Source organism: Salinibacterium sp. NYA9b, from assembly GCF_976973725.1.
This window is the reverse complement of record NZ_OZ333476.1, coordinates 1-15,403: the sequence shown is the minus strand read 5'-3', so window position 1 is coordinate 15,403 and position 15,403 is coordinate 1. Positions and strand designations below refer to the sequence as shown.

The following is a 15,403-nucleotide window of genomic DNA, read 5'->3' as shown; positions in this document are numbered from 1 at the left end:
GACCGTACGCCGCAGCGCGCGCCGACTCCTCTAATTGTGAACGAGTGGCGTAAGCGTCTTCGCAAGCGCGGGCGCTTCGGTCATCCCGACCCGAGATAACCAGTTGCCGAGCATCAAGTAGCCACCCTCGGTGAGCACAGACTCGGGATGGAACTGAACGCCGTACACCGGCTGTGTCGCGTGCTGCACGCCCATGATGATTCCATCGTGCGTGCGCGCCGTGACCACGAGCTCGTCTGGCACAGTGCCGTCAACGATCGCGAGCGAGTGATACCGCGTCGCCGTGAATGGCTGAGGAAGGTCACGGAAGATCAGGCTGTCGTCGTGTTCGATCTGCGACGTTTTGCCGTGCATGAGTTCGGCCGCGTGAGTGACCGTTGCGCCAAGCGCCTCGGCGATCGCCTGATGCCCGAGACACACTCCGAGCAACGGAATACCCGAGGCAAGAGCGGCGTGCACGATCGGGATGCTCACTCCAGCGTCGGCCGGCGTGCCCGGTCCAGGCGAGAGCAGCACGGCGTCGTAGTCAGCAAGAACAGCGGCTGCGTCATCCGCGCTAAAAGCGTCATTGCGCACGACCTCGGTTGTAGCGCCGAGTTCGAGCAAGTACCCGTTGAGGGTGTAAACGAAGCTGTCGTAGTTATCAACGACAAGGATGCGGGTCACTGTTGCACCGTCGCATCCAACGGGGTGACGAGCGGCAACGCCCACGGGAAGACCCACATGAACAGCGCAGCCACAATGGCCGCAGTCAGCATCAACACGATCAGGATGCGGACAATTACGGGGCCAGGAAGCACCCGCCAGAGGGCAGCGTACATTAGCCAGCTCCTTCAAGATTGAGGGCGATCGCCGCGATCTCCGAAGGAGCTCCTTCGGAACGCGGGTACCACGTGTCGTAGACGCCGTACGCGATGATGCGTTCATCTGCGGTGTGAATGGGGTTGCAGCTCGTGAGCGTAATGATGCGATCGCTGGCCGCGGCGCCGCCAAACTGAGGCACGGGCTCAAGCACGCCAACGCCAGATGCCAGCACGTATTCGAGCGAGCGGTAGACGTAACGGTACCAACCTGCTTCAGTCTCGACATAGATGCTGTCGCCCAGCTGGAGCTTGTCGATGTCGAAGAAAGGGTCACCATATCCGGTGCGGTGAGCAGCAACCGCGAAGTTGCCAACCTCGCCAGGCATTTGGGTGCCGGTGTAGTGGCCAACACCTTGAGAGTTGAGCACGCTGTAAAGGCTGACACTCTCGGCGATCGGAACCGCATAATCTTCGCCGAAACGCGGAACAATCAACGTGCCGAAAGCAACTGCTTGCGCGGGAGCTTCGTCGACTACCGGAACACCGGGGTCGGCGCGCTCGTCGGGGGCCAGCGTGAGGGCTTCGCCCTTGTTCCACTCTTGGCTGAGCTCAAGCGCATCATCGCGTTGGGCGTTGCTGACGAAATAGCTGTTAACCCAGGTCTGCCAGACAAGAAACAGCAGCACAACGACGCCTGCTGTGATGAAGATTTCACCAAGCACTCCGATGAAGGAGATAGGGCGGCGGGCCTTCGCACTGCGCCGCACGCGGCGGCCGTCTTCGAGAACCATAAGCGCAATTCTATCCGCAGACTCTGCGTGGTTTCCGCGCGGCCGTTCGGCACTCAGGGCGTTCGCGCTAGAATCTCTCCCATGGCCCGTAACTCTGCAGAAAAATCATCGTCGCGTCCCGCTGAAGACGCTCCCAACGCGGTCTGGTTCAAGCCCGTCATGTTTGGCTTCATGCTGATTGGGCTCGCCTGGATCATTGTGTTCTATGTCAGCAACCAGCAGCTGCCCATTGCTTCGCTCGGAAGCTGGAACATCCTTGTTGGTTTCGGCATCCTCTTCATCGGATTTCTGATGACTACGCGGTGGCGTTAGAAATTACACGCGTGTAGTTATACCCAGTGTTAATAACCCTGTGGATAACTTTTAGTCAGCTATAGAACGAAGATCCGCACCAGCGTCAGGCTGATCAAAGCCACGACAACGAGCGCCACTAAAGCGATCTCGGTATTCGTGCTTCGCTTGTTGCGTTGACGCAAGAAGATGAGTGCGAGAACGGCACCCGTGATGAGTCCACCCACGTGGGCCTGCCACGAGATGTTCAGTCCGGGAATAAAGCCGGCGACCAAGTTGATCACGAGCACGATCAACAGCACTCGGTTGTTCACGCCCATGCGGCGCTGAATGACGAAGAACGCGGCGACGATTCCGAAGATCGATCCGGATGCGCCCAACACGACCGAGGTCGGGGCAAGCAGCAGCACGGCGACCGAGCCGCCCAGCGCGCTGATCAGGTAGAGCGCGATAAACCTCGCTCGCCCCAGCGGAATCTCCAAGGTGCGCCCAAAGATAAAGAGCGTGAACATGTTGAAGCCGAGATGGAATATGCTGCTCGTCGAATGCAGGAACGCAGAGGTGATCATCCGCCACGGCTCAACCGCCGTCAGGGGCGGGTAATACACAAGCGCTTGAGTCACGCCGAGACCTGGAATGAGCTGCAGCAAGAAGATTGCGACAGTCAGGCCAATCAGCGTGTAGGTGACTACAGGCTTGCCTTGGGAGGCTCGAGCCGCGCGAACCAGAACAGGTTTACGTTTCGGCCCATTAGCGCGGGCTTCTTTAATGCACTCGGGGCAATGTACGCCCACAGCTGCCTGCGTTTGGCAGCTGGGGCATACGGTGCGCCCACATCGTTGGCAGAGTGTAAAACTTTGCCGGTCAGGATGCCGGTAGCAATAATTGCCGCTGGCATCCGGAGATGTGGTCACGAAGGTTAGACCTCGTCGATCGTGACGGACTCGATGACGATGTCGGTGAGGGGCTTGTCGCTGCCGTCGGTGTCAACAGCTTCGATTGCGTCGACTACCTTGCGGGACTCGTCGTCAGCAACAGCACCGAAGATGGTGTGCTTGCCCTGAAGCCACGGAGTAGCAACGGTGGTGATGAAGAACTGCGAACCGTTGGTTCCCTTGCCGCCGCGCGTTCCGGCGTTCGCCATAGCGAGGATGTAGGGAGCCGAGAAGTCGAGCTCGGGGTGGATTTCGTCGTCGAAGTTGTAGCCGGGGCCACCGATGCCCTTACCCAGGGGGTCGCCACCCTGAAGCATGAACTGCTTGATGATGCGGTGGAAGATCACGCCATCGTAGAGAGGTGCGTTGGTCTTCTGACCGGTAGCGGGGTGGGTCCATTCGATGTCGCCCTTGGCGAGACCAACGAAGTTAGCAACGGTCTTCGGCGCGTGGTTGCCAAAGAGGTTGAGACGGATTTCTCCGAGGTTTGTCTTGATTGTGGCAACTGCGGTGTGTTGAGACATAAGGTCAATTCTTACATAGCCAACCTGAGCCTATGATCCGGGTTATTCAGCGTGCTCACAGCCAAAGCAGTGCGCACACAGAAGAGGCCATGGCAGTATGGACTCACCGATCGACCATCTTTGGAGGTTTCCCGTGGCACTAACTCGCAAACGCCGGAAAGAACTCAAGCGCTTGAAAGGTCAAGCTGAAGACCTGTGGGCCGACCAAAAGGAGCTGCTTGACCATGCTTCTGCGGTTGTCCGAGAGGCTAGCCACCAGGCTGCCAACTACGCCCGCGAAGAAGTCAGCCCCAAGATTCACAACACGATCGACTCCCGGGTGAAGCCCGTTGTGTCGTCATCCGTTGCTGGAGCCCGCTCAGTGGCCGAGAGCACGCGCTCCAAGGTCAAGGGTGATGTATTGCCTGCAGTCACGTCAGCGCTCGGCACAGCCCTTGCCGCTCTCGAGGTAGCTAAGAATCAGCAGGTTCGGGATGCGTTCGCTCGCGTTTCGGGTCTCGCTGCGACTGCCGGCGAGAAGACTGGGCTTATGAAGGCACAACCGCAGCCCAAGTCGGCCGGCTTCGGTCGCTACATCCTCATCGGTATCGGCGTAGTCGCTGCAGTGGGCGTCGCGTACGCCGCGTGGCAGACACTTCGCGCGGATGATGACCTGTGGATCGACGACGAAGCAGAGACGGCGTAGCCTTCCGCTGCTTCACACCGCACACGGTGTAGCTCCAACCTCTAATAGTTCTGGCCCGGTTCCCAAGGAACCGGGCCAGAACTATTTTTGTGCGTGGAGTGATCGCTCGCGCTGACTAAGTCAGGCAAGTGCTCCGTTGGCGACAATAACCTGGCCGTTGACCCCTCGGGCGAGCCCAGGCGCCACAGCACTGACTGTGACGTCTTTGCCTCGCAATACGCGGGCAAGTGTCACCGTGAGACTTTCCACAGCCGCTTTACTCGCGCTGTACGGCCCATAGGGGGGGGAATGGCGTGCACTCCACCGGGGTGGAGAAGTTCACGGGTGCTCCGCCCTCCTGCACCCGTCTAGCGGCCCGCTGAGAGACCACGAACGTGCCGCGGATGTTGGTGCGGTGCATCCGATCTCGTCGGCGACATCGCCGCTCACTGCGAGTGCCCCCGGGGAACGCAAAAACCCCGGCCAGAAGACTGGCCGGGGTTTTTGTTTCTTGCTGTGGAGCCTAGGGGAATCGAACCCCTGACCTCCTGCTTGCAAAGCAGGCGCTCTACCAATTGAGCTAAGGCCCCAATTTAAGGAACCTCTTGTGGAGATTCCAGTGGGGGTACGTGGACTTGAACCACGGACCTCTTCGTTATCAGCGAAGCGCTCTAACCGCCTGAGCTATACCCCCGTTGGGCAGATACGAGAGTACCGCATTCTGACCGTTTGGCGTAATCGACTAGTTGTTAGTGAAACCCACGAGGATTCCGCCAGTAAGTCGAACGCTGAAGTTATAAAGCATACTCGAAATTGCACCGAGTGCAGTACCGATCAAAACGTTCAGGATCGCAACGACCAGCGAGAATCCGCCGACCTGTGCGAGCGAGAACGTTGTGGCCACACTAAAGGTTTCGTCGCTCAGAATATCGCGGAAGATCTCATCGAGTTTTCCGAAAATTCCGGTGGAGTTCAGCACGATCCACACCAGGAGCGATGCCACCACGAGAACGATTCCTAAGGACACTGCTACTAGGAATGAGAACTTAACAGCCGACCAGAAGTCGATGTACACCAGCTTTAGGCGAACCTGTTTCACTGATGTTTGGCGCTGCGACTTGCGCTGCAGCTTCTCTGCGACACTACTCATCTACCGACTCGTCCTTCCCAGCAGGGGCATCTTCGCTTGGAACACTATCGTTCCCAGCTTCAAGTTCTTTTTTCTCTAGATTTCGTTCGCTGTTTCGTGCGATTGCAATGATCTTGTCATCCGCCGCAAAGCGAGCAAAGACCACGCCCATAGTGTCACGGCCCTTGGCCGGAACCTCAGCGACAGATGAGCGTACCACCTTGCCACTGGCAAGGACCACAAGAACTTCGTCCTCATCCCCGACCATCAAAGCGCCCGCCAAGTCACCACGAGTGCCGTCAAGTTTGGCAACCTTGATGCCCAAACCACCACGACCCTGAACACGGTATTGGTCGGCAGCAGTGCGCTTTGCGAAGCCACCCTCAGTGACGACGAACACGAAGCCACTGTCGGGCACCACACTCGCGCTGAGCAGCTGGTCATCCTCACGGAAGCTCATACCCATCACACCCGACGTTGAACGACCCATGGGGCGCAACGCTTCATCGGATGCCGTGAAGCGAATCGACATTCCCTTGCGCGACACCAACAACACGTCGTCGGTGTTCTCCACCAGCAGGGCCGACACGAGTTCGTCACCTTCCCGCAAATTCACGGCGATGATGCCACCGCTGCGGTTGGTGTCGTATTCCGCAAGGGCCGTCTTCTTGACGAGACCGTTGAGCGTGGCCAGTACTAGGTAGGTGGACTGCTCGTAGTCGCGGATGTCGAGAATTTGAGCGATCTCTTCGCCGGGCTGCAGCGCCAAGAAGTTGGCAACGTGCTGCCCCTTGGCATCCCGGCCACCCTCTTGCAACTCATAGGCCTTGGCGCGGTACACGCGGCCGGTGTTCGTGAAGAACAGCAACCAGTGGTGCGTCGTGGTGACGAACAAGTGGTCAACGATGTCATCGGCACGGAGTTGCGCGCCCTTGACTCCCTTGCCTCCGCGGTGCTGGCTGCGGTAGTTGTCGCTGCGGGTGCGCTTGACGTAACCGCCGCGCGTCACAGTAACCACCATCTCCTCTTCGGGGATGAGGTCTTCCATGCTCATGTCGCCATCGAAACCCATCATGATTTCGGTGCGGCGGTCGTCGCCGTACTTGGCAAGCAACTCCGTCAGTTCTTCACTGACGATGTTGCTCTGGCGTTCCTTGCTCGCAATGATCGCCTTGAATTCAACAATCTCGAGCTCGATAGCATCGTGCTCGTCGATGATCTTCTGGCGCTCGAGGGCTGCGAGTCGACGCAGCTGCATGTCGAGAATTGCGCGAGCCTGAATTTCATCGATGTCAAGAAGGTCGATCAGACCGTTGCGGGCATCTTCAACGGTGGGCGAACGACGGATGAGCGCAATAACCTCATCGAGAGCATCCAGAGCCTTGAGGTAACCACGCAAGATGTGGGCACGTTCTTCAGCCTTACGCAGGCGGAATTCGGTGCGGCGAACGATCACTTCGATCTGGTGCGTAGCCCACTCGGTGATGAAGCCATCGATCGAGAGCGTGCGCGGAATGCCATCGACAATTGCGAGCATGTTCGCGCCGAAGTTTTCCTGCAGCTGCGTGTGCTTGTAGAGGTTGTTGAGAACAACCTTTGCCACAGCATCGCGCTTGAGCACGATGACGAGGCGCTGGCCCGTGCGGCCCGAAGTCTCATCGCGGATGTCGGCGATGCCGGCAAGCTTGCCGTCCTTGACGAGGTCGGCGATTTTCAGTGCCAGGTTGTCGGGATTCACCTGGTACGGGAGTTCGGTGACGACGAGGCACGTGCGACCCTGAAGTTCTTCGACATTAACTACGGCACGCATCGTGATCGAGCCACGACCCGTGCGGTACGCATCCTGAATTCCCTTGATACCCAGAATCTGCGCGCCGGTCGGGAAGTCAGGTCCCTTGATGCGCTGAATCAGTGCCTCAACGAGCTCTTCGTGAGAAGCATCCGGGTTGGCCAAGTGCCAGAGAGCACCCTCGCCAACTTCGCGGAGGTTGTGCGGCGGGATATTCGTGGCCATACCGACCGCGATACCCACTGAACCGTTGACGAGCAGGTTCGGGAAGCGGCTCGGGAGAACCGTGGGCTCTTGAGTGCGACCGTCATAGTTGTCTTGGAAGTCGACGGTGTCTTCTTCAATGTCCCGCACCATTTCCATAGCGAGCGGGGCCATCTTGGTTTCCGTGTAACGGTGGGCAGCAGCACCATCGTTACCGGGAGATCCGAAGTTTCCTTGGCCTAGCGCCAGTGGATATCGAAGGCTCCACGGCTGAACCAAACGAACGAGCGCGTCGTAGACCGACGAGTCACCGTGCGGGTGGAACTGCCCCATGACATCACCGATGACACGGGTGCACTTGGAGAAACCCTTGTCTGGGCGGTAGCCACCGTCGTACATTGCGTAAATAACGCGACGGTGCACAGGCTTCAAACCATCGCGCACCTCGGGAAGCGCACGACCCACGATGACGCTCATCGCGTAGTCGAGGTAGGAGCGCTGCATCTCCAGTTGGAGATCGACCTGGTTAATCTTGTCGTGCCGGTCGTCTACGGGTGCATCTTTGAAGGTCTTCTTCGGAGTTTCTTCGTCAGCCATTAAGTGTCAATTCCAGTCTGTATCAGTCGCGAGTGCGGGCGCCGTGTGCTCTGAGCGAGCTAGATGTCTAGGAAGCGGACGTCTTTGGCGTTGCGCTGGATGAAGTTTCGGCGAGACTCAACGTCTTCGCCCATGAGGGTTGAGAAGATTTCGTCTGCTGCGGCAGCGTCATCCAGGGTGACCTGAAGCAACGTGCGAGTGGCGGGGTCCATCGTGGTTTCCCACAGTTCTTTGTAGTCCATCTCACCAAGACCCTTGTAGCGCTGGATCCCGTTGTCCTTCGGCATGCGCTTGCCTTCGGCGAGTCCCATTTCGGTCAGGGCATCACGCTCAGCATCGCTGTACACGTATTGGTGCTGCGCGTTGCTCCACTTGAGGCGGTAGAGCGGCGGCTGCGCCAAGTACACGTAACCCAAATCGATCAGCGGACGCATGTAACGGAAGAGCAGCGTGAGAAGCAACGTCGTGATGTGCTGACCATCGACATCAGCATCGGCCATCAAAACGATCTTGTGGTAGCGAGCCTTCTCGGGGTCGAAGTCTTCGCCGACACCCGCGCCGAACGCGGTGATCATTGCTTGGACTTCCGCGTTGCCGAGTGCGCGATCGAGGCGCGCCTTCTCGACGTTCAAAATCTTGCCTCGCAGCGGGAGAATCGCCTGGAACTCGGGGTTACGACCCTGAACGGCGGAACCGCCGGCCGAGTCACCCTCAACCATGAAGATTTCAGACAGCGACGGGTCTTTACTCGAGCAGTCGCGCAGCTTTCCGGGCATTCCACTCGACTCAAGCAAACCCTTACGACGAGTCTGCTCGCGCGCCTTGCGGGCAGCGAGTCGAGCTTGGGATGCCTGAATGGCCTTGCGAATAACGTCGCGTGCCTGAGTGGGGTTGCGATCGAACCAGTCACCGAGCTGCTGGCCGGCGATGCGCTGAACGAATGCCTTGGCTTCGGTGTTACCGAGCTTTGTCTTCGTCTGACCTTCGAACTGAGGTTCGCCGAGCTTGATCGAGATAACCGCGGTCAGTCCTTCACGAACGTCATCTCCCGAAAGGTTGTCATCCTTTTCTTTGATGATGTTCTTGTCGCGCGCATAACGGTTAACCAGAGTGGTGAGCGCAGCGCGGAAACCCTCTTCGTGGGTTCCACCCTCGTGAGTGTTGATGGTGTTGGCGTAGGTGTGAACACTTTCGGAGTATCCCGCCGTCCACTGCATCGCTACTTCGAGCGAAATCTTCTTCTCAGTGTCTTCCGATTCAAAGGCGATGACATCCGGGTGGATGAGTTCGTTCTTCTTCGTCTTGTTCAAGTACTCCACGTAGTCAACGAGTCCACGCTCGTACATGTAGCTCTCGGCGATTTCTTCTTCACCGCGCTCGTCAGTGATGGTGATGCGCAGTCCCTTGTTAAGGAAGGCCATCTGCTGGAAACGTGCGCGGAGCGTCTCAAAGTCGAACTCGACTGTCTCGAAAGTCTCTTTGCTCGGCCAGAAAGTCTGCTGGGTTCCTGTTTCGTCGGTGCTTTCCCCCTGGGCAAGGGGACCTGTCGGCACACCGTTAGCGAAGCTCATCCGCCAGACGTGTCCCTGACGACGAACCTCGGTATCGATTTCTGCGGAGAGTGCGTTCACGACGGAAATGCCCACACCGTGGAGTCCACCCGACACGGCGTAACCGCCACCGCCGAATTTTCCACCCGCGTGAAGGATGGTCATAACGACTTCTACAGTGGACTTCTGTTCTTGCTGGTTCAGATCGACCGGGATACCACGGCCGTTGTCGCGAACCCGAACCGAGCCGTCTTTGCGAAGCCAAATGTTGATCGTGTCGCAGTAACCCGCGAGAGCCTCATCCACAGAGTTATCCACAACCTCATACACAAGGTGATGGAGACCGCGGGGGCCGGTGGAACCGATGTACATACCGGGGCGCTTGCGCACGGCCTCAAGACCCTCAAGGATCTGGATCTGATCGGCACCGTAACTGTCAGCGGCAACATGACCGTTGGCAATGATATGGCTTTCGGGCACGTCGTTCTCGGGCGTCGATGTCATCTGAAGTTAGGCTCCTGCCGCTAGTTCACGCTGGCCATTCGGAGCGGATAACTCCCTGAGGAGGCGCGTCCGACGGCTTCTGAGATTCTACCAAATTCCGAGAGGCTGCGGCGCTCAAATTGCCTTCTGCGGGAGTTTCTTTAGTAGCGTGACCTATTTTGCCTTCCTAGCCGTAAGTATCTCGCGGGCCCCTACCTGGAATTGATCTGGGGCCTCTTTTCCACGAAGGGGCGTTGGGCCCTTCAAAGCGCACCGATTCCACGCCGGCTTCTGGATGCTGTTGAGCAATCGTCGTCGTGATGTGTCCACGCATGAGTCGAAGCTGAGTTGCCCACGCTGTCGAATCGCACCGAATGGTGAGAACACCCTCTTCAATTCCGATCGGTTCAGAATGTTCCGCAGTCTCGGCACCGACGATTGTTGTCCACGCTAAGAGCAATTCGGAGCGCGCCAGCGGAGAACTCCACCCCATACTCACGGTGAGGTTATCCATCACATCGCCTAATCCATGCGGATCGCGACCGGGAGCAAAAGGCACGCTTGTGCCGGGTTCTTTACGATTGCGCTTGCGCGCCATATAGGAACGTTTACTGGCATCGCCAAAAACATCGCGGAATCTGAGGTAGACCGCTACGTGTTCATCCACAGTGGGATCGCGGTCATTCATTGCTGATTACCTCCCCGGCGCTGATGCGAACCACATTCGCGGCGAGCTCGGTCGGAACGTCTCCGAAGACTGCGGCCGTAATGAGCACCTGCTCGAATCCTGCGATCGACGTCGCCAATCGTTCGCGACGAGATTGATCGAGCTCAGCAAAGACATCATCCAAAATCAGCACGGGGTCTCCGGCTGAAGACTCACGACGCAACAGCTCGGCGGATGCCAATTTCAGTGCGAGGGCGAATGACCAGGATTCACCGTGGCTGGCATACCCCCGCGCCGGCAACCCATTGAGTCCGAAGATGAGGTCATCGCGGTGTGGCCCTACGAGAGTTATCGCCCGGTCTCGTTCTGCTTTTCTTACGGATGCCAAGGCGGCAGTAAACGATGCAGTCGCGTCAGCGACCGAAATTATTTCACCGACTGCACTGGTGGCCACGGCGTTCTCAGGGTCATCCTGCCGCGAAATGATGCTCAGCGAGTTTGCTAATGACGCACCGTGATCGGCACCGACAATGCGTTCGTACGCACTCGAAACCTCCGGGCTTAAGTCGGCGACCAGTGCGCTGCGGGCGCTTATGATTTCGGAACCAAATGCAACGAGCCGCTCATCCCACACATCAAGGGTGCTTAATTGGGTGTCCCTAACACCGGATGCGCGTGCCGACTTCAGCAGCATGTTGCGTTGTTTCACGACACGTTCGTAATCGCTCATCACGCCGCTAAAGCGCGGAGAGCGAAGCACGAGAAGTTCATCGATGAAGCGTCGACGACCCGAAGGTTCGCCGCGCACGAGCGCCAGATCTTCGGGCGCGAAGAGAACACTCGAGAAGTAGCGCGGAAGTTCGCGGGTGCGGATGACCGAACGATTGATCTGGGCACGGTTAGCCCCGGATCGATTGATCTGTACCTCAGCCAGAAACTTTCGTTCGTTGTGTTCGAGACGAACTCGAACAATCGCGGCATCCGTCGACTGCCGAACCATGGCGTGATCTGTAGAAACACGGTGTGAACCAAGGGTGCTCAAGAAGCCGAGCGCCTCGACCAAATTTGTTTTGCCTTGACCATTCGAACCAACAATGAGGGTCGGTCCTGCCCCGAGTTCAAGAGTCAGGCCCTTGTAATTACGAAAGTCCTTGAGCTCCACATGAGTTACACGCATTGCGGCGAAGCTTAACTCTTGCGGACGCTATGCCCGCCGAACTGATTGCGGAGAGCGGCGACCGCCTTCATAGAAGGGGAGTCTTCTTGGCGAGAAACAAAGCGCGCAAAAATGGCGGCACTAATAGTCGGAACAGCAACGGCCTGGTTGAGGGCTTCGTGCACGGTCCAACGGCCCTCCCCTGAATCCTCGACGTAGCCAGCAATGTCAGCAAATTCGGGATCTTCTTCGAGAGCTTTGACGAGAAGTTCAAGTAACCAGGAGCGAACGACTGTTCCTCGCTGCCAGGCTTTGAAGGTGCCGGGAACGTCTTCGATGAGATCCTTGCGGCTGTCGAGGAGTTCAAAACCTTCGGCCCAGGCCTGCATAAGGGCATATTCGATGCCATTGTGGACCATCTTGGCGTAGTGACCTGCACCAACGGGGCCAGCATGAACAAAACCCTCTTCGCGCGGGCCTTCGGGGCGAAGCGCGTCGAAGATCGGCATCGCTCGTTCGATATCCGTCTTGTCCCCACCGGCCATCAGCCCGTAGCCGTTTTCAAGTCCCCAGATTCCGCCAGACACTCCAACATCTACGAAGGAAAGTTTGAGTTCTGCGAGCTGATCACGGTGAAGTTGGTCATCGGTAAACCGGGTGTTTCCACCATCGATGACGAGATCGCCCGGTGTGAGCAATGCCGCAACATCGGTAATTACAGAATCTGTGATCGTGCCGGAAGGAACCATGACCCAAATAATTCGGGGCGAAGGCAGCGCATCTACAAGATCCGACAACGCTGTGACATCACTCACCTCAGGATTGGGGTCGTAGCCCGTCACTGTGAGGCCATGAGCTCGCATGCGCTCGCGCATGTTGCCGCCCATTTTTCCTAGGCCAATAATTCCAACATGCATGGTTTCTGCCATGACCTACCTCAACAAAAGGTTGGGCTGCAGGAGGTACTTGTAGTTATCGCTGCCCGGCTGATCCTTCGACGACTGACTTGTAATGAGCACCGGGCCAGGCTTGTTCGGATTTTCGGTTTTGGTAAACGAAATTCGTACAAATTCTGAATGCACCGAACTCAAGCCATCAATCAAGAACTGAGGCTTGAGCGAAACGACCGTGTCATCGCCGGTCAAGAAGGCATCGATGGTCTCGGATGCCTGAGCTTGCTCCGAACCGATCGCTTCCAAAGTCACACCTTCAGTCGTGAAAGTGAAGCGCAACGCGGCTTCTCGCTCGAGCACGAGAGAGACTCGACGAACTGCCTCGATGAGCTCGCCCGTGTTCATGACAGCGAAGTTATCCACAGTCTCGGGAAAAAGTCGGCGAACCGGTGGAAAGTTGCCCTTGATAAGCAACGACGTCACAGTTTTTCTGTCTGCTTGGAACGCGATGAGCTCGCGTTCGTCAGAACTCGTGATGGCGACGGAAATCTCTCCGCTGTTGCCGAAAGTCTTTCCCACTTCAACCAAAGTCTTGGCCGGCACCAGGGCTGTTGCTGCTTCGACTCCGGATGCTCCGGCATCCCATTCGATGTCACGAACTGCTACTCGGTAGCGGTCAGTGGCAACAAGCGAGATGTTATTTTCAGAAACTTCGAGCTGCACACCTGTAATGACCGGGGTGACGTCGTCACGCGATGCAGCTACGGCGACCTGAGAAATTGCGGCGGCAAAGAGATCAGCCTTGAGCGTTCCCACCTTGTCGGAGATCTGAGGAAGTGAGGGATACTCTTCAACCGGCATGCTCGACAAGGTGAAATGACCGGTGCCACACGCAACAGTAATTTTGTTGTCTTCGGTGCTAAAACGCACGGGAGCATTGGGAAGTCGGCTGGCAATATCTGCCAAAAGCTTGCCAGAAACCAATACGCGACCGGGCTCTTCGACCTCGGCGATGATCTGTGTTCGAGCGGAAACTTCGTAGTCGAACGACGAAAGAGTGAGCCCTTCGTCGGTAGCTTCGATCAAGACACCGCTCAGAATCGGCAGCGTTGTTCGCTGCGGCAACAGTTTTACCGCGAACGAAACCGCCTCGCTGAAGACGTCACGATTGACTTGAAACTTCATGAACTACCCCTAACCGGATCACGCTCTGGCCGTTAATACTGGCACAGCCAATCCACTTGCGAACTACAGGTTATTTGGGATTCAAATTTCATTCTTTAAAGGTCACACTCTTAACCGTTGTGGATTCTGTGAATAACTCGACGGATTTCATGTAATTACTGGAAACTACATTCGTGTGACTTGTTGACGAGCAGTGGAGAACACTCGCACTCTTCGTGGAAACTCGAATCACAGGAATTCTTGATTCCACAGAAATTTTCTTGTGGTCAACAATCTTTCCGGCGAGTTGGGGAGGTTATCCCCAAGTTATCCCCAAGTAGGAAAACCTATTTTTGGCTGAAACGCTGGTTTTGTTTGATGCGGCTAGTGAGCTCGGTGACCTGGTTATAGATCGAGCGACGCTCTTTCATGAGCTCGGTGATCTTCTTGTTGGCGTACATCACGGTGGTGTGATCGCGGTTTCCGAACAGCTGACCAATCTTGGGCAAAGAGAGGTTCGTCATTTCTCGACAGAGGTACATCGCGATCTGACGTGCTGTGGCGATGGCTTGCGAACGAGAAGAGCCATAGAGGTCGTCAACCGAAAGCTTGAAGTAATCAGCGGTGTGATTGATGATGTCGACTGGCGCGATGACGTTGTCTTCATCAAGAGTGATGAGATCTTTCAACACGGTCTGTACAAGAGCCATGTCGACTTCAGTGCGGTTGAGGCTCGCAAACGCGGTAACCCGAATCAACGTTCCTTCGAGCTCACGAATATTCGACGAGACCTTCGACGCCATGAATTCGAGGATGTCGTTGCCCACCTGCATCTTCTCGCTCTGAGCCTTTTTGCGAAGAATAGCGATTCGCGTTTCAAGGTCTGGCGCCTGGACGTCAGTAATCAGGCCCCACTCGAAGCGTGACCGCATCCGATCTTCAAAGCCGGTGAGGTGCTTCGGGGGCAGATCACTGGTGATGACCACTTGCTTGTTGTGATCGTGCAAGGTGTTGAAAGTGTGGAAGAAGGCCTCCTGAGTGGAGTCCTTACCCTGCAGGAACTGGATGTCGTCGATAAGCAGAATGTCGATCTCACGGTAGCGAGACTGAAATACTGACGCCCGGTTATTAGCGATCGAGTTGATGAAGTCGTTCGTGAATTCTTCTGAGCTCACGTAACGCACTCGGATGCCGGGGTACAGGCTTTCGGCATAGTGCCCGATGGCGTGCAACAAGTGAGTTTTACCTAGACCCGACTCTCCATAAATGAAGAGGGGGTTGTAGGCCTTGGCCGGCGCTTCAGCTACGGCGACTGCCGCGGCGTGAGCGAAACGGTTGGATCCACCAATAACGAAATTGTCAAAGCTGTATTTGGGGTTGAGTCGCGAATCGCTGCGACGAGGTGTTGATGTTTCGACCGGCTTTTGTGGTGTCGGTTCGATGTAAGGCTGCTCGGTGCGCGGTATTTCTTGCGAAAGCGCATCTTGCTGGATTTCTGGGTTTACGACGGTGGCGAAGTTCGAAATGCCGTGTTCGTCGTCGAGAGCGGCAATCGCGTCGATGAATGGCTGGCGAAGTCGCTGCTCGAGCATCCCGCGCGTGAGCTCGTTGGGAACCTCGAGATAGAGGGTGCCGGCCATGACGCCTTTTGGTTCAACCAGGTTCACGAACCCCTGTAGTTGAGGGGTAATTCGCTCATCACCGTTGAGGTGTGTCAGAACTGTTTGCCACAGTCCTTTAGTCGGGTCGGGTGTTTCCGACAT

The 15,403-nt window shown here is 56.9% G+C and carries 16 protein-coding genes and 2 tRNA genes; 2 read left to right on the top strand and 16 right to left on the bottom strand.

Annotated elements, in window-relative coordinates:
* Positions 1–30: 30 nt before the first annotated feature.
* Genes ACWFSR_RS00090 through ACWFSR_RS00080 form a run of 3 tightly spaced genes read right to left on the bottom strand, consistent with a single transcriptional unit; the run spans position 31 to position 1,594 of the window.
* On the bottom strand, positions 31–666 hold the full coding sequence (locus tag ACWFSR_RS00090) for an anthranilate synthase component II (protein WP_197106894.1): 636 nt from the start codon (positions 664–666) through the stop codon (positions 31–33).
* Entirely contained in the window at positions 663–821 is a 159-nt protein-coding gene (locus ACWFSR_RS00085; protein WP_447522749.1) for a hypothetical protein, read from the bottom strand. The genes ACWFSR_RS00090 and ACWFSR_RS00085 overlap by 4 nt, the downstream gene beginning before the upstream one ends.
* A complete protein-coding gene (locus ACWFSR_RS00080; RefSeq protein ID WP_197106892.1) occupies positions 821–1,594 on the bottom strand; it encodes a class E sortase in 774 nt (257 codons plus the stop codon). Before ACWFSR_RS00080 ends, ACWFSR_RS00085 begins: the two co-directional genes overlap by 1 nt.
* Positions 1,595–1,675: 81 nt before the next feature.
* Between ACWFSR_RS00080 and ACWFSR_RS00075 the strand changes: the two genes are divergently transcribed.
* Complete coding sequence (locus ACWFSR_RS00075) at positions 1,676–1,906, top strand: cell division protein CrgA (protein ID WP_447522748.1); 231 nt, start codon at positions 1,676–1,678, stop codon at positions 1,904–1,906.
* Positions 1,907–1,965: 59 nt separating this feature from the next.
* Here ACWFSR_RS00075 and ACWFSR_RS00070 read toward each other — a convergent pair whose 3' ends face one another.
* Both ACWFSR_RS00070 and ACWFSR_RS00065 read right to left on the bottom strand, forming a co-directional pair.
* Positions 1,966–2,508 carry a rhomboid family intramembrane serine protease gene (locus ACWFSR_RS00070; RefSeq protein ID WP_307783753.1) on the bottom strand — a complete coding sequence of 181 codons (543 nt, stop codon included), beginning with the start codon at positions 2,506–2,508 and terminating at the stop codon, positions 1,966–1,968.
* Positions 2,509–2,804: 296 nt separating this feature from the next.
* Positions 2,805–3,344, bottom strand: a complete 540-nt coding sequence (locus ACWFSR_RS00065; RefSeq protein ID WP_197106889.1) for a peptidylprolyl isomerase — start codon at positions 3,342–3,344, stop codon at positions 2,805–2,807.
* A 133-nt stretch (positions 3,345–3,477) separates the two neighbouring features.
* Here ACWFSR_RS00065 and ACWFSR_RS00060 point away from each other — a divergent pair, with 133 nt between their 5' ends.
* Positions 3,478–4,029, top strand: a complete 552-nt coding sequence (locus ACWFSR_RS00060; protein WP_197106888.1) for a hypothetical protein — start codon at positions 3,478–3,480, stop codon at positions 4,027–4,029.
* A gap of 120 nt (positions 4,030–4,149) precedes the next feature.
* On the opposite strand, the gene ACWFSR_RS00055 is transcribed toward ACWFSR_RS00060, so the two are convergent.
* The 11 genes from ACWFSR_RS00055 to dnaA all read right to left on the bottom strand — a co-directional run bounded on the left by ACWFSR_RS00055 (position 4,150) and on the right by dnaA (position 15,403).
* Positions 4,150–4,263, bottom strand: coding sequence for a hypothetical protein (locus ACWFSR_RS00055; protein WP_447522747.1), 114 nt, complete (start codon positions 4,261–4,263; stop codon positions 4,150–4,152).
* A gap of 262 nt (positions 4,264–4,525) precedes the next feature.
* Positions 4,526–4,598: transfer RNA gene (locus ACWFSR_RS00050), tRNA-Ala, on the bottom strand.
* 30 nt (positions 4,599–4,628) lie between these two features.
* Positions 4,629–4,702 (bottom strand) — tRNA-Ile (locus tag ACWFSR_RS00045).
* A 48-nt stretch (positions 4,703–4,750) separates the two neighbouring features.
* Positions 4,751–5,158 carry a DUF3566 domain-containing protein gene (locus tag ACWFSR_RS00040; RefSeq protein WP_197106887.1) on the bottom strand — a complete coding sequence of 136 codons (408 nt, stop codon included), beginning with the start codon at positions 5,156–5,158 and terminating at the stop codon, positions 4,751–4,753.
* Entirely contained in the window at positions 5,151–7,727 is a 2,577-nt protein-coding gene (gene gyrA / locus ACWFSR_RS00035; protein WP_197106886.1) for a DNA gyrase subunit A, read from the bottom strand. Before gyrA ends, ACWFSR_RS00040 begins: the two co-directional genes overlap by 8 nt.
* Positions 7,728–7,786: 59 nt before the next feature.
* Entirely contained in the window at positions 7,787–9,781 is a 1,995-nt protein-coding gene (gene gyrB / locus ACWFSR_RS00030; RefSeq protein WP_197106885.1) for a DNA topoisomerase (ATP-hydrolyzing) subunit B, read from the bottom strand.
* Positions 9,782–9,947: 166 nt separating this feature from the next.
* On the bottom strand, positions 9,948–10,448 hold the full coding sequence (locus ACWFSR_RS00025; protein WP_197109162.1) for a DUF721 domain-containing protein: 501 nt from the start codon (positions 10,446–10,448) through the stop codon (positions 9,948–9,950).
* The gene (recF, locus tag ACWFSR_RS00020; protein ID WP_197109163.1) at positions 10,441–11,604 is read right to left on the bottom strand and encodes a DNA replication/repair protein RecF; all 1,164 of its coding nucleotides are present in this window, start codon (positions 11,602–11,604) and stop codon (positions 10,441–10,443) included. The genes ACWFSR_RS00025 and recF overlap by 8 nt, the downstream gene beginning before the upstream one ends.
* Before the next feature lie 11 nt (positions 11,605–11,615).
* Complete coding sequence (gnd, locus tag ACWFSR_RS00015; RefSeq protein WP_197110104.1) at positions 11,616–12,500, bottom strand: phosphogluconate dehydrogenase (NAD(+)-dependent, decarboxylating); 885 nt, start codon at positions 12,498–12,500, stop codon at positions 11,616–11,618.
* A gap of 15 nt (positions 12,501–12,515) precedes the next feature.
* Positions 12,516–13,661 (bottom strand): DNA polymerase III subunit beta, encoded by a 1,146-nt coding sequence (gene dnaN, locus ACWFSR_RS00010; protein ID WP_197106882.1) that lies wholly within the window; start codon positions 13,659–13,661, stop codon positions 12,516–12,518.
* A gap of 326 nt (positions 13,662–13,987) precedes the next feature.
* Positions 13,988–15,403 carry a chromosomal replication initiator protein DnaA gene (dnaA, locus tag ACWFSR_RS00005; RefSeq protein ID WP_197106881.1) on the bottom strand — a complete coding sequence of 472 codons (1,416 nt, stop codon included), beginning with the start codon at positions 15,401–15,403 and terminating at the stop codon, positions 13,988–13,990.

Coding starts and splice junctions, on each gene's coding strand:
- recF (WP_197109163.1), bottom strand. CDS start 11,604: ATGCGTGTAACTCATGTGGAGCTCAAGGACTTTCGTAATTACAAGGGC.
- ACWFSR_RS00085 (WP_447522749.1), bottom strand. CDS start 821: ATGTACGCTGCCCTCTGGCGGGTGCTTCCTGGCCCCGTAATTGTCCGC.
- gyrB (WP_197106885.1), bottom strand. CDS start 9,781: ATGACATCGACGCCCGAGAACGACGTGCCCGAAAGCCATATCATTGCC.
- gnd (WP_197110104.1), bottom strand. CDS start 12,500: ATGCATGTTGGAATTATTGGCCTAGGAAAAATGGGCGGCAACATGCGC.
- dnaA (WP_197106881.1), bottom strand. CDS start 15,403: ATGTCGGAAACACCCGACCCGACTAAAGGACTGTGGCAAACAGTTCTG.
- gyrA (WP_197106886.1), bottom strand. CDS start 7,727: ATGGCTGACGAAGAAACTCCGAAGAAGACCTTCAAAGATGCACCCGTA.
- ACWFSR_RS00040 (WP_197106887.1), bottom strand. CDS start 5,158: ATGAGTAGTGTCGCAGAGAAGCTGCAGCGCAAGTCGCAGCGCCAAACA.
- ACWFSR_RS00065 (WP_197106889.1), bottom strand. CDS start 3,344: ATGTCTCAACACACCGCAGTTGCCACAATCAAGACAAACCTCGGAGAA.
- ACWFSR_RS00025 (WP_197109162.1), bottom strand. CDS start 10,448: ATGAATGACCGCGATCCCACTGTGGATGAACACGTAGCGGTCTACCTC.
- dnaN (WP_197106882.1), bottom strand. CDS start 13,661: ATGAAGTTTCAAGTCAATCGTGACGTCTTCAGCGAGGCGGTTTCGTTC.
- ACWFSR_RS00075 (WP_447522748.1), top strand. CDS start 1,676: ATGGCCCGTAACTCTGCAGAAAAATCATCGTCGCGTCCCGCTGAAGAC.
- ACWFSR_RS00080 (WP_197106892.1), bottom strand. CDS start 1,594: ATGGTTCTCGAAGACGGCCGCCGCGTGCGGCGCAGTGCGAAGGCCCGC.